Source organism: Clostridium sp. 001, assembly GCF_019056555.1.
GTDB classification, from domain to species: Bacteria; Bacillota; Clostridia; order Clostridiales; family Clostridiaceae; genus Clostridium_B; species Clostridium_B ragsdalei.
Map to the genome: position 1 here is coordinate 808863 of NZ_CP020473.1, position 13940 is coordinate 822802.

The 13940-nt window shown below is 30.4% G+C and carries 10 protein-coding genes, 1 tRNA gene and 1 pseudogene; 2 read left to right on the forward strand and 10 right to left on the reverse strand.

Annotation, left to right across the window (positions count from 1 at the left end; translation table 11 throughout):
* The first annotated feature begins 110 nt into the window (after window positions 1-110).
* Window positions 111-1142 carry a phosphatase gene (locus tag B5S50_RS03620; protein WP_217303129.1) on the forward strand — a complete coding sequence of 344 codons (1032 nt, stop codon included), beginning with the start codon at window positions 111-113 and terminating at the stop codon, window positions 1140-1142.
* Between the two features lie 72 nt (window positions 1143-1214).
* Here the strand turns inward: B5S50_RS03620 and B5S50_RS03625 are convergent.
* The 4 genes and pseudogenes from B5S50_RS03625 to B5S50_RS03640 form a co-directional block, all read right to left on the reverse strand.
* Window positions 1215-1418: pseudogene (locus B5S50_RS03625) on the reverse strand (hypothetical protein); the annotation flags it as partial.
* A 125-nt stretch (window positions 1419-1543) separates the two neighbouring features.
* Window positions 1544-1936, reverse strand: coding sequence for an aspartate/glutamate racemase family protein (locus B5S50_RS03630; RefSeq protein WP_254306698.1), 393 nt, complete (start codon window positions 1934-1936; stop codon window positions 1544-1546).
* A 72-nt stretch (window positions 1937-2008) separates the two neighbouring features.
* A complete protein-coding gene (locus tag B5S50_RS03635) occupies window positions 2009-2455 on the reverse strand; it encodes a DUF3788 domain-containing protein (protein ID WP_065077267.1) in 447 nt (148 codons plus the stop codon).
* Window positions 2456-2693: 238 nt separating this feature from the next.
* Complete coding sequence (locus B5S50_RS03640; RefSeq protein ID WP_065077268.1) at window positions 2694-3200, reverse strand: 4Fe-4S binding protein; 507 nt, start codon at window positions 3198-3200, stop codon at window positions 2694-2696.
* 421 nt (window positions 3201-3621) lie between these two features.
* Here B5S50_RS03640 and hcp point away from each other — a divergent pair, with 421 nt between their 5' ends.
* On the forward strand, window positions 3622-5325 hold the full coding sequence (gene hcp, locus B5S50_RS03645) for a hydroxylamine reductase (RefSeq protein ID WP_217303130.1): 1704 nt from the start codon (window positions 3622-3624) through the stop codon (window positions 5323-5325).
* Window positions 5326-5441: 116 nt separating this feature from the next.
* On the opposite strand, the gene B5S50_RS03650 is transcribed toward hcp, so the two are convergent.
* The 6 genes from B5S50_RS03650 to grdC form a co-directional block, all read right to left on the reverse strand.
* Window positions 5442-6548, reverse strand: coding sequence for an FAD-dependent oxidoreductase (locus B5S50_RS03650; protein ID WP_063601939.1), 1107 nt, complete (start codon window positions 6546-6548; stop codon window positions 5442-5444).
* Window positions 6549-7192: 644 nt separating this feature from the next.
* A complete protein-coding gene (locus tag B5S50_RS03655) occupies window positions 7193-8581 on the reverse strand; it encodes a transposase (RefSeq protein ID WP_217302540.1) in 1389 nt (462 codons plus the stop codon).
* A 202-nt stretch (window positions 8582-8783) separates the two neighbouring features.
* Window positions 8784-8880: transfer RNA gene (locus B5S50_RS03660), tRNA-Sec, on the reverse strand.
* Window positions 8881-9116: 236 nt separating this feature from the next.
* Window positions 9117-10370 carry a transposase gene (locus tag B5S50_RS21470; RefSeq protein ID WP_254306610.1) on the reverse strand — a complete coding sequence of 418 codons (1254 nt, stop codon included), beginning with the start codon at window positions 10368-10370 and terminating at the stop codon, window positions 9117-9119.
* A gap of 736 nt (window positions 10371-11106) precedes the next feature.
* Window positions 11107-12261: a glycine/sarcosine/betaine reductase complex component C subunit alpha gene (gene grdD, locus B5S50_RS03670; RefSeq protein ID WP_217303131.1), complete on the reverse strand. Its 1155-nt coding sequence runs from the start codon at window positions 12259-12261 to the stop codon at window positions 11107-11109.
* Window positions 12262-12322: 61 nt separating this feature from the next.
* Complete coding sequence (gene grdC, locus B5S50_RS03675) at window positions 12323-13861, reverse strand: glycine/sarcosine/betaine reductase complex component C subunit beta (protein ID WP_217303132.1); 1539 nt, start codon at window positions 13859-13861, stop codon at window positions 12323-12325.
* Between the last annotated feature and the right edge of the window lie 79 nt (window positions 13862-13940).

The following is a 13940-nucleotide window of genomic DNA, read 5'->3' on the forward strand; positions in this document are numbered from 1 at the left end:
TAAAAAACATTAATTCCATAATAAAATTATAAAATTGGTAGAAATAATTAGGAACAATATGAGTTAATATCATACAATATAGTGTGAAAAACTTTTATGGAGAATTATATATGAAACAAAATAAAATAATTTCAAATAACTCCACAAATTACAATTTAGTTCAGGATAGTTTTAAACATAACCATTATGGCTGCTATGCTTATTTTTATAAATATTCGCATCTTTGTTATTATTTACACCGTTGTCCATATAAAGTACCTGCTTATTGTCATCCATTTTTTTATAAATATGGCTTGTATATGAATGATAGAATGCTGCAAGAACGCTATTATGAACCTCAAAATAATAATATGCACCTTGTTATAAATTCTAATAATACAAAAAAGTTATCTAAACACTTTCACAAAACTACTGATTTAACTAATTTTAAAGGTAATAAAGTTATAAACTTAAATGGATTAGCTAATTTAAATATATCTGGTAGTTCCCAATTTTCTGAAAATAGTCTTATATTAATTAAACAATCCCTAGGCGATGCTATGCCAATAATTATAGTTGACTTAAGACAAGAATCACATGGATTTATTAACGGTATAGCGATAAGTTGGTCAGGTAACAGAAACAAAGCTAATAAAGGCTTGACTAAAGAAGAAGTTTTATTTGATGAAAATACGAGATTACAAAGCATCTTATTAAACAAGCCACTATCTATTGGCAATAAAATATTAATACCAAAGAAGGTTGAAGATGAAGAAAAATTAGTTGAAAGCTATGGTATGTCATATATGCGTATACCAGTAACAGATAAAGAAAGGCCTACTAATGACATGGTTGATTATTTTATAAAATTCGTTAAATCATTGCCCAAAAATACCTGGCTACATTTTCATTGTAAAGGTGGAGTAGGAAGAACAAGTACTTTTATGGTAATGTATGATATGATGAAAAATGCTAAAAATGTTAGTCTCCAAAATATAATGAATAGACAGGTCTTACTAGGAGGAAAGGACTTACTTAGAGATGAACTATACCTAATGAACCGCTCCAAACAAAGAGCTAAATTAATAGAAAGATTTTATATATATTGTGTTGAAAATGATGACAACTTTAAAACTACATGGTCACAATGGATTAGAACTTAGTGATATATTCTAAAAACATGCAGTCCAAATTTAAGATAAAATTAGACTGCCTGCTGATGATAGACAAAATAGGGCGATATTTAATTTTAAATTTCCGTCGCTGCTTATAAGTTGATTGTTAAAATAGTCCACAGTAACATTTTGATATTCTATATTTTTTACCATAACAATTGCAGGATATTGTGGAGGATAAATACGAATGGCCGGTGCATTTGCGTCATAAAATCCAGTTACCTTATCTCCTACCTCTACCACTTCATGATCCACAAAGTAAGTTCCTGTTTCGAATATGATTCAATTTCCATTTATTACGTAACTTTTTACTTTTACATCACATAATATAAATAACCTGTACTACAAATTACTAATTTATGATGCTAAACCTTAAATTAAAATTTAATTTAATTATCTATAATCATATTGACAAGAGTTTCAATATGTATATGCATTGTATCCAAACAATCCACTGGTGTTTTGACTCCTTTGACCAACAACGGCAATTCAGTACAACCTAAAATAATTGCCTGTATTCCATTTTCAACTTTCATTCTTTGAATAATCTTCAAAAATACTAATAAAGTCTCTTCCTTGACAATACCCAACTCTAATTCTTGCGAAATCTTTTGATTAACAAACTCCCTTTCTTCATCAGTTGGAGTTATCACTTCTATATGATTTTTTGTGAATGGCTTTTTAAAAAATTCCCCATTCATAGTAAAGATTGTTTCTAACAATCCTACTTTAGATATATTACGTCGTTTTACTTCATCACAAGTAGCCTCAATAATACTCACAAGTGGGATATTTACACTATTTTTTAAATTTATTCCTTATATATCAAGGGTTATAGAATTTTTTATATAAAATTACCTTTGCTTAGGTTTTTTCTTAATACACACAAGTTTCTGGACATCCATCAGTTCATTATCATTTTCTACCCTGTAATGTATCCAACCACCATCACCACACGGATAACGATTTTCCCATAGTTTTTTTGTTTTAGGAATCATTTTATCCAACTCTTTATATAGCTTTTTTAATTCATTTTTGCCTATTGTTATTGTGACTGTAAATGAACCTCTTTCAAAAAATACATAACACAATAATTTATTTTTATGGCTATATTTATACCCCCACCCATAGTTGTTGCCAAATGGAAATTTTAATTCACGAATTAAATCATAACTATCGTGTAAAAATGTTTCAAGCTTTGATAGTCTATTATAAGCTTCTTTTCCTAAAAGATTACATATTTCTAAAGACGTAGGAATTACATTCTTATCCATAAACCTTTCAACTGTACTCGTATACATAATTAGCACTCCTTTGTTACAAGTATTCATAGTTCATAAATTCAATTTCAATAAGATATCATTTTACCAAAATTACATTATTTTCTAAAGCCATTTCTATAATCAAATAAATTAAATATTTCATATTATTAACTTATAAATTTCTATCTATATATTATAGTAACATATTAAATATGACACCTGTATGTCATAATAACTTACCGTTGTGACGCAAGACAAAAATATTATGTACAAAATCCTACAAATACAGTTTAGGCTCCTTTATAATTCTATTTTTCATTGTTAATACTTTTGAAACCAGAAATCTCGGTTTATAAATAATTTTTCTTGCCTTTTTAGGACACCTTTTAGCACAACAAAAACAACGCAGACATTGTTCTTCATCTATTTCTAAAGTTTCCTTGTCGATTGCATTCATAGGACACAGTTTTACACATATATTGCAGTGACTACATTTACTCATATCTGCAAAAGGAGTTTTTGTAAATAATCTAGCACTATTTTTAGGCACTATTTTTGCCATTAATGGTAGTTTCCCTTGAGAAATTTTTTCCTCATAAACAGGCACTCCAATTAACACTATGTCTCCATCAATTAAAGGAACGCCAGCCTCTCTTACTTTAGGCAAGGTTAAATCAATTATCTTATTATTAATTATTTTCATTCCTTTTACAATTGAATTAATAATCTTTTTAGTTGTACCTGTTGGTGAAAAATATATTGTTGTTACTGAACTAATTAACATAGTTATTCTACCTCACATTTATCTAATATAATTACTGCACAATAATTTACGATTGTGATTTAATTGATATAAAAATTGTACCACATTTAGTCCTACTCCTATTACTTTTATCTGATGTTGATAATATATGTTTGTTGATTTCTTATATCTAGGTATATAATGCCATTTGTATTTAGCCCAATAAAAATCTGCACCAACTATATTAGGCTTACGTATTCTTTTATTCTTCTCTCTATATCATCCCTTTTTACCTGGAGCTTGGCTATATTTTTAAAATCTCTTTTAATCTTACATTTGTTATTTTTTTATTTCGTAACTATTGTTACAGATTAAATTACAGTATTTTAGTAATATATAATCATAGCAAAGAAAGTAATAAATCCGTAGGTATAAATTTTAAGGAGAAAGGTGGAATTCTTAAATGTCAATGTTTTGTTATCAATGTCAAGAAACAGCTGGATGCAAGGGGTGTACTAAAGTAGGAGTTTGTGGTAAGAATGAAAATGTTGCAAAAGCTCAAGACTTATTAATATATGTAACTAAAGGATTAGCTATTGTAAGCAATGAAGGAAGAAAAGTTGGAGTTAAAGACAGCAATGTTGATAAAGTTATAGTAGAAAATTTATTTACAACGATTACAAATGCTAACTTTCACAGAGATTTTATTTTAGGCAGGGTAAAAGAAACTTTAAAAATAAGAGAAAATTTAAAATCTAAAGTAATTAATGCTGGTGGTAAAGTTGGAGAAGTAAAAGTAACTGGTGGCTTTTTCAAGAAGATATTTGGAATACAAACCACAGAGATGATTATGCCAGATGCAGCAGTTTGGACAGCTGATAATACTATAGAATTTGATGCAAAAGCTGAAAAAGTTGGAGTTCTTGCAACAAAAAATGAAGATATAAGAAGCTTAAGAGAACTTATCACTTATGGATTAAAAGGATTGTCTGCTTATATGAAGCATGCAATGAATTTGAATTACAATAGTGAAGAGATTCATGCATTTATGGCAAAAGCATTGTCAGCTACAATAGATGACAGCTTAACTGTTGATGATCTAGTAGCTTTATCACTTGAAGCAGGTAAATTTGGTGTAGATGGCATGGCATTACTTGATAAAGCTAATACTGAAAGTTATGGACATCCTGAAATAACAACCGTTGATATTGGAGTTAGAAGTAATCCAGGAATATTAATTTCAGGACATGACTTAAAAGACTTAGAAATGTTACTGGAACAAACAGAAGGAACTGGAGTAGATGTATATACTCATGGTGAAATGCTTGCCGGACAATACTATCCTAAATTTAAAAAGTATAAGCACTTTGCAGGAAATTATGGTAATGCATGGTGGAAGCAAAAAGAAGAATTTGAAAAATTTAATGGCCCAATCATCATGACTACAAATTGTTTAGTTATACCAAAAGATACCTATAAGAATAGATTATTTACGACAGGTGATACGGGAATGCCAGGATGTAGCCATATAGAAGTTAAAGCTGATGGAACAAAAGATTTTTCTAAGGTTATAAAAATGGCCAAGAAATGCAGTGCACCTACAGAAATAGAAAAAGGACAAATAGTTGGTGGATTTGCTCATAATCAAGTTTTAGCTTTAGCTGATAAGGTTGTAGAAGCTGTTAAATCAGGTTCTATAAAGAGATTCTTTGTGATGGCTGGATGTGATGGAAGAGCAAAATCAAGAGATTACTATACAGAATTTGCTTCAAAGTTACCAAAAGATACAGTTATATTAACTGCAGGTTGTGCTAAATATAAATATAACAAATTGAATTTAGGTGATATTGGTGGAATTCCAAGAGTATTAGATGCAGGACAATGTAATGACTCATATTCATTAGTTGTTATAGCACTTAAGCTTCAAGAAGTATTTGGATTGAAGAGTGTAAATGAGTTACCTATATCATATAATATAGCTTGGTATGAACAAAAAGCTGTAATAGTATTATTATCATTATTACACTTAGGTGTTAAGAACATTCACTTAGGACCAACGCTTCCTGCGTTCCTTTCAGCAAATGTTGCTAAGGTATTAGTGGATAACTTTGGAATAGGTGGAATAACTGATGTTGAAAATGATATTAAGAAGTTTATGGAAATCTAAGATTATAAATTCATATAAGTAAAATGGCTCTATTTACGATATGGTGGAGAAGTTATCATAAAAACTGTTAGCCAGATATGTAGATATCTGGCTAACAGTTTTTTCTATTTTTCTTATTAAAAATTATACTTATTCCATAATTTCATTAATGGAGTCATCCCTTGAAGTACATCAATTTTACTGTCAGTACTACATATTGTATCGATGATTTTATGTACTAATTTATTATCTAAATTTTTAATTGCAAAATCCAAATCCTTGTCATTTAAATTTTCCAAGAACCTTCTTAAAACAAGGGAGTGATTATAGTTTTTAAATAAGGGTTTAACAAGTTTTTCATATTTTCCTATTCCACATATATCATAAGCTGAATATATCCCCGTAAGTATTGATGCAAATTGCCCAAATCCTAATCCAGGAGAAAGAGCTCCAAAACAATTCCCAACAAAATAAGTATTATCAACCTTGGGTACATTACATATTCCCGTCATATATTTTGTAATCTCAAACTTATCTGTTATTCTAAATTTTTGATCTAAATCTTTGCAAACTAAATTATAAAATCTTTCCCATATTGTATTTATATCTAATTTTATATTATCAGGATAGTCAGGGTAAGCTATAACAATATTAGCTTCTTTTTCAGAAAATGGTACAATCCATGCATATCCTTTAGGTATGATGTCATAATTGAACCATGCATGGGAAATATCTGTAGCAAATTTACCCTCAACTGTTACACCTCTTAATGTAAATGTAAGATCACACTTGTAATTTCCTAAATGTGAAGCATATTCCCCATCTCCTGTTGCTAATATTACATACTCAAAATTTTTACATGCTTCTTCATATTCACAAGTTGAATTAAAATTAATTTTTGTCATCAATTGTTTCTCTAGTTGACATTCATATGAATTTTCATGCCTTCCCCTAACATTTGTGTATCCGATTTTTCCATCAATACTTCCTATTTGCTTTTTTGAATGGACAACCAATTTATTAACAGCATTTATTGGTTTCAAATGTATATCATAATTCTTAGAGAGAAAATGCAGAGAATCTTTAATAGGTCTATCTAGTAAACTAAACATTGCTTCAGCATTAACAAATCTATCTCCAACACAATTTCTTTTTTCAAAAATTGTTGGTATAATTCCATGTTTCTCTAATGTTATTGCACAAGACAAGCCTGACATCCCAGCACCTAAAATAGCAATTTTCACAGAAAGCACCTCCTATTATATAGTTTTTGCAACTTATAAATTTTGTATACAAAATAAATCATCTTACTCCAATATAATAGGCTACTTCTTTCGGATATTTTTTTATAAATATACTTTCTAAAATAGTTCACCAGGAATGCCCAAATAAAATTATTTTTTGTTTATTATATTTTATTTTTAAGTATTCTTTATTGATCAGTACAATGGGTGTTTCCAGAATCTAAAAACATTGCTGCTGTTTCAGAATGTTCACCAGTAAAGGCGGGCAACTAGTTGATATCCTCTTTAATTTTTTTCTTAGCAAAATAGCCTTTTTCAGCTAGCTCAAAAGTTTTACCATTTGCAATTAACCAAGTGGAAGTAGTTTCTTCTTTACAGTTATTTTGAGTAAAGGTAAAATGTGACTTTTTGATTATAATCCTCTTTCTCTATACACTTCTTAACCGTTCTCCAATCATGTCCTGTTTTTCTAGCAACACTATTGATGGACGTTCCTTTCTGTATGCAGCATTTTCTAACATACTTTTCTTGTTTCGTTGTCAACATCCTTCTTCTAAAATAGGGTGTTCTTTCTTTTAGTTAATTTTATTATTGTATAACATTCACATTAAAATATATAATGGATGTTTTGGGGATTAAAAAACTCAACTTTCGCAGGACAAAAAGACTAATTTCTCCTTGATATAACAAGGCAAAGCAGCAATAAAACTATCTATTATTGAGTCAATAACGTTCTTTGAAAGAAGAAGTTTTTCAGTTAATACACTTTTTAGAATATCTATAATAATATTCATTACTTCACAAAATTGGATATCTTGAAGTTCATCACAGCATTGATAAAAAAAACCACCAATAGTTCTAACGTCATTATTCTTACGGCTCTCTAAAGTAAGCATAATGTATCTGGTAAAAACTATAGAAGTATGTGAAACCATGGAATCATAAGAACGCCCTTGAAACTCTTTAGCGAGTTTTAGAAAAGACTTGTTCATTTTAAAGAAAACCTCTATATCCCAGCGTTTTCCATAAATTCTTATTATCTCATTGTCATCTAAGGATATATTTGTAGAAATTAAAGCAAGCCATTTTCTACTTCTGTTTCTATCTCTTACAAATACAATTTTTGCTTTTACCTCATTACTATTTTTGTCAGAGCCAATACCTACAATAACAGAAGAAAGAATTTTTGCCTTACCACGCTTTTTTCTTAAATTAGCATAGAGATTTTTAAGGTTCAATAACTTACCGTTGTAATTGTAGTAAACCCTTGGCATTGCTTTGACCATAGCAATAGTATTAAGTTTGAGTTCTAAAATCTGTATAAGAGTTTTTGGGTACGTAAACCAACTGTCAAAAAGAACATATGATGCAGGAATAGCATATTTTGAAACTTGTTTAAGTAAACTAATCATAACCTCAGGTGACTTTAAAACAGCCTCCTTACGAAGTTTAGAACCATTGGTTCTTTTATCAATATTGTGGTTTTCAGGACAAAGTCTGTTTTTCTCCTTTTCGGAAGAAAGCAGAGTGAAAGCAAGAGGTAAAAAAGTATTGCCATCTGACCAACCAAGGGTGAGAAGGCGAAAGCCTTTGACATATTTATGTTCAACATGGTCATGAACTCTTGCAAGAAGTTCAACAGATTTGCTCCTGCACCTACTGTATAAAGAGTCATCAACTACAAGTACATTAACTCTATCTTTTGAAGTAAGTGGTACAATAATATTTTTTATGATTGATGAAGAAAGTAAAAACAAAAACTTTCTCCAATTAAAGTTTGGTGAATTAAGAAATCTATATACAGTATCCTTTGAAAATTGATTATTTTTTCCAGACTCCAAGTTTCTAAATAAGTTTTTTCCAGTAAAAACAAGCATAAAAATATATTGAAATATTTTAATACATGAAAATCCTTTTTCTTTAGAAAAATTGCATTGCCTAAGTATATGTCCAATTTTGTTGTCTTTAAAAAATCTATTTATAGTAAAATTAAATTGTTTATCAGTAGTATCATTTGATATAATAGTATTCATAAGAAACATTCCTTTCTTTGGTGTGGTGTTTTTAGCAATTCTATTATACCAAAAGGAATGTTTTTTTGCTTTATGTGTTTATTCTGAAGGCTTTCGCCTTAATTTTTATGTGCGAAAGTTGAGAAAAGTTTTAAATTTCTACTAAATAAAAAGATACTTAGTAAACTTTACAAATTTACTAAATATCCTTTTATCCTATTAATGGCGGGAATATGTGGGAATCGAACCCACCCGTCATGGTCTTAGCACGGCAGAACGGTTTTGAAGACCGCCAGGAACACCAGAACCTATCTACTCCCATATTTAATTACACAAAGTATTATAAGATGTACCATTTATTATGTCAACATTTTTCGTCTATTTTCAGAGATTTAGCACCTAAATTCCAGTGAAAATTTTATTTTTACTGGAATTATATTTTTTTACACTTATTTAAAGGTCTGGTAAGCCCTTAAACCGGTAGATCGTAAAAATTGTTATACACTCCCCTACCCCTAAAAATCTTAATGCAAAGTTTCCAGTTTTTATTTTAAAATTACGTCTTTATGAATAGTGGATTATCCCAATCATCTTCTATAGTAAATCTTTCATCTTTTATATCTTCAATAATATCTATTTGGAGCATTTTTTTCTTCCTAAAACCTCTGATACACCTAAAAAAATATAACTGCATTAAATTAAATGCTAGTATCATAAACATTAAAACTGTCTCTACCCCTGTAGAACTGTGAAGAAAACAATGATCTAAATGCCATTCAGTTTTCAACTGATGAAATACATTATTTTCAATATCCCATCTTTTATGCATTATTTTCCATAAAGTTTCTACTGATATAAATTTATCTGTTGTTATGATCCATTCTTCTTTAATTTCTGCTTTATCTCCAGTATGAATTTCTTCTATAAATTTTATGAATCTTACTTCTATACTTGAATCAGACATTTGAAAATTATCATCATCCCACGCTTTAATCTTTCTATAGGTATTTACATTTTCCTTTACAGTCCAATCTTTATCTGCCTCCCGGCATTTAAATAGGGCTAATGCATCTTTTACAATGTGCAGCCTTTCATCTTTTACTCTTACCAATGCATCCATTCCTATAGAAAGAACTTCTTTTATCCAAGTAGATTTACAGTAAAGAGCATCAGCCACTATGATGTCAGCGAAATGATGATACTTCTTATATAACTTCTTAATTAGTCGTTTACTACCCGTAATTTCACCTTCATCTTTACTTGAACTATCTTTTTTAGGTTCAAGCATCTCTTGACCTAAAATAATATGTGGGTCTGATCCTACTGTTGCACACACTACAGATCTATGAAAATAATGGGTAGTTCCATCTCTATTCTCTCGAGAAAGGCATTTATTGCAACATTTTTTAGTACTTTCAAATAACTCTACACCATCTATGGCAGCTACTTTTAAACCATCAATAGTACCATTTCGAAATACTTTGTTTTTTATAGTTGTTTTTATTATGCTGATATGAATGTTTTTCAAGCCATCCATATCAAAGTTACTTAAACACCGCCTGACTGCGTCAATGTGCAGCATTTTAGTATTTTTAGGTAACACTTTTTTAAATTTATTCTTTTCAATCCAATGTTCTAATCTATTGAAACTTCTTATTTGAAGCATGAATCCAAATAACACTACGAAAACTATTGTTGAAACTTTTACTGGAGATTTTACTCTTTTATCTTTTAAACTATTGATTTTTTCACCTATATCATATACTTTATTAATATAAGTAAGTAATTGTTTTAAATAACTTTTACTCATTTTATCAGCATCCTTTTATTTTTAGTTTTCAGCAAAACCATTATAAAAAGGATGCTTTTATTATGCAAATTTTTTCCGTATAATTTCCAGTAAAAATCGGAATCTATTACTTCTACTGTAAATATTCATAAGACTTTATAATCCAAAGGACTACCGTCCTAAAAATTTTTTAAGTGCTAAACTTCTGGTCTATTTTCTTATCACTTTATGTTATTAATTGTATCATATTTTATGATACAGCTATAATATAATTAAGCTGTTTACTTTTACAAACTTATAAAGTGCATCTAGATTGTTCACTTCAAAATACACATCTATATTTGAAATATCAATGCTTCTATTTGATTAAACTCCATTAAAATATCCTCCTGGTTACATGATTGTTCATCAATTTTCGTTATTTTACACAATATAGAATTTTATGGTGCACTTATTTAACTCTTTCTATATAATACTTTAAACAAGTACTCTCTTAGTCCTTCGCTTGATTACTTAGCTTGCTCTCGATCCCAGTTCTGGAATCCTTTACTGCTCTTAAAACCTAACTCTCCTCCTTTAACCATCTTTCTTAAAAGAGTAGATGCCTCATTAGACTTATCAAGATGTTCTAATATATATAGTATGTATAATTCCTATCATATCTGCATTCTCTATAAATTCTAAATGAGGCAATCTTATCTTCAATCAAATTATTTTTTCATAAAACCACTTAACTCGTTGATATACCGGTTTTAAATTATTTAAATCCATTTTTTTTCAATGCGTTTATAGCTTTATCAGCTTCATCTTCTGCTACTAAAACTATTGGGCCAGTGCAGCCCATTCCACTCTCAGAATATATTCCTTCCTTCCAAAGTGACTTACAAGCATCTTCAAGCTCAAGAATATCAATTCCAGGGATCCCATAGGTTACTACTTTTTTAGGTGGAATCTTAACTTCTTCTACTGCAGCTGCAGGCTTTTCCTTTTCAAGGATTTTTCCTATTATTTCTTTTAAACCTGCTTTATTGGCATTTTTATATTCAATATCAGCAAGCTGCAATAAATTATTTTTTGCAGAAAGTGCACAATATTTTAATGCTTCACAAATTAATGGAGCTCCTGATGCTCTAGATACTATATTAATTATCTTATCATAGCCTTCTCCTACTCCTGGACCATATCCATATCCAGTAGTTTCATAATTTCCTCCTGTTGTAAATGATGCAAATATCTTTACAAGCAAGTTACCTGTTAAGGAGTCACAAATCATAACATCAGGTGTTCCTGCCAGCAGGTCATTTCCTCTCATGACTGAACCTCCATCAGCTCTTAAAGATTCACTAAAAGAAAACTTATATCCTCTGCTTTGCAGTTCTTTAAGTGCTCTCTCAACTCCTCTAGCTCCATCTACATTTAATATGCCAATCTTAGGATCTTTTATTCCGCAAGCTTTTGCAACGGCTATTCCATTTATAGTATTTTTAATCATTCCTTCAACTCTATGGGTAGCTGTTGTTCCTGTAGTTGTAGCAATTATCATTTCTTTTCCTAACCCTGGAGTAATAACTTTTCCAACTGTTGAAACTCCTATAGGAAAATCAAAATGCTGAGTGACACATCCGTCTATTACTTTATTATCTAACAACTCTACCATTTTTTTATGGCCTTCTTCAGCATCACTAACCTCAACTATTTCAAAGTCTCCTTCAACTTTAGGTCCTATTAAAACTATATCAAAATCACCATATTTGCTCTTGGCAAGTGCTGCAGCTTTAATCATCTCGTCCACACCATGTTCTGAACCAAACGTAGTTAATCCAATTTTAACTCTTTTTCCGAAGCTTCCACTTATTATTCCATCAGCTATTTCATCAAATACTTCTGCAATTACTTTTTTAGTTTGCTCCACGTTGCTCCCTCCTTTTTATTAGCATCTATTCAATACTTCCTAATGTCTATAATACCATTATTTATTCTTCCATCATTTTAGATGCAAATTTTTTTAATTCTTCAGCTATCATGTTCTTAATTTCTTCTTTTGAAACTGCTGCAGCCGAACTATCTGAATCACCATTATTTTTTTCAACCAAAATTGAAATTCCATCGAACAAGTTAGTCATTCTTCCTAAGAACAAGCTTCCTTTTCCTATTAACATAAAGTTATTTAATTTTCCTGCCATTATATGTTCAATACCATGACCAATTATAGGTACTCCTGATGGTATATGACCTTGTGTTGGTGCATATCCTGGGTATCCATGTTTTACAACAAAATTTGCTAACTCTTTTCTCTCTAATTGTCCGCTCTTTACCGCAAGTGCTCCTATCATCTTATAGTTTTGAGTTGGAACATCTCCTGCTCCTGCTGGTTCTGTTATATCTGGAGTTTGAAGTTCTGGAGCAAATTTATCAACATCAGTAATTTTTAGTCCATTCTTACTTAATGGATCTGAAACCAATGCTTCTAAAACTGCTTGTGGCGCAGCACCATGTCCAATGCTGTGTCTTCCTATTACATCTGTTCTTAATATTGGACTTACACCATCATTTTCAGATATTAGTATTGCAAATCCTCCTAAGCAATCTTCTAAAACAGGTAATCCTTTTTTAACATGATCTTTACCATTCATTCCAAGCTTAGCAGTAGCTCCACCAGCAAAAACTATTACATTTTTATAAATGCCTGCTTTAACCAATGCTGCTGCTGCAACTATTGAGTGTGAAGGACCAGCACAAAAGCCTCTCATATCTGAGCCTGTAGCACCTTTAATTCCTGCAATTTCACCGCAAGCCTTAGCTATGTTTCCGCCGCCTCTCTGATTCATATCACCTATAGCTTCTTCTGAACATTCAATTAAGTATTCTACCTCATTAACGTCTACCCCTGAATTCTTTACTAGATGCATTAATGCAAGAACTCCTGAAGCCTTAACAGCTAAATTTTCAACAATAATATGTGAAGTTAGATTTTTATCAAACTCATGAGCTCTTTTTACACAACCAACAAGCTTACCATTATCATATAATCCTTCAGCTACATGATTTTCTAACAGCTTTTCTATTTCAGATAAGTCAATTCCTTCCTTTAACTCGTCAGCTTTAATCTTTAAAACAGCATGAGACTTAAACTTTTCTCTAACAGCCTCTGTGAAATTCTTCTCTAACAAAACAAGGTCAAATACGTCACTTATCTTCATTAAACCGTAGAACTCATCCTGCGGCATGATTTCACCAAACTTACCAAATCTAGATAAGCCTTCAACCTTTTCATTATACCATGGTCTCTTTCTTTCACTTAATTCTTCTGGAGTCATATTTCCGATATAAGTTTGATTTGGTGCATAACTAACAACATCTTCAAAAGATCTTAAGTGATTTTGTATCTCCTTTAAATATTCTGATTCTGGATTTGTTTCTCTTTCTAGGGTTTGAGTAGTACCATTGTGCAATATCATATCTGGTGTATTTACTAATACATAAGCCGCATTTTTAATTACTGGAAAACTCATTTTTAAAACCTCCATTCATTATGTTCAGTTATTATATATTCAAAAACAGCATGCATTGCTGCATGCCATCTTTAGCCTG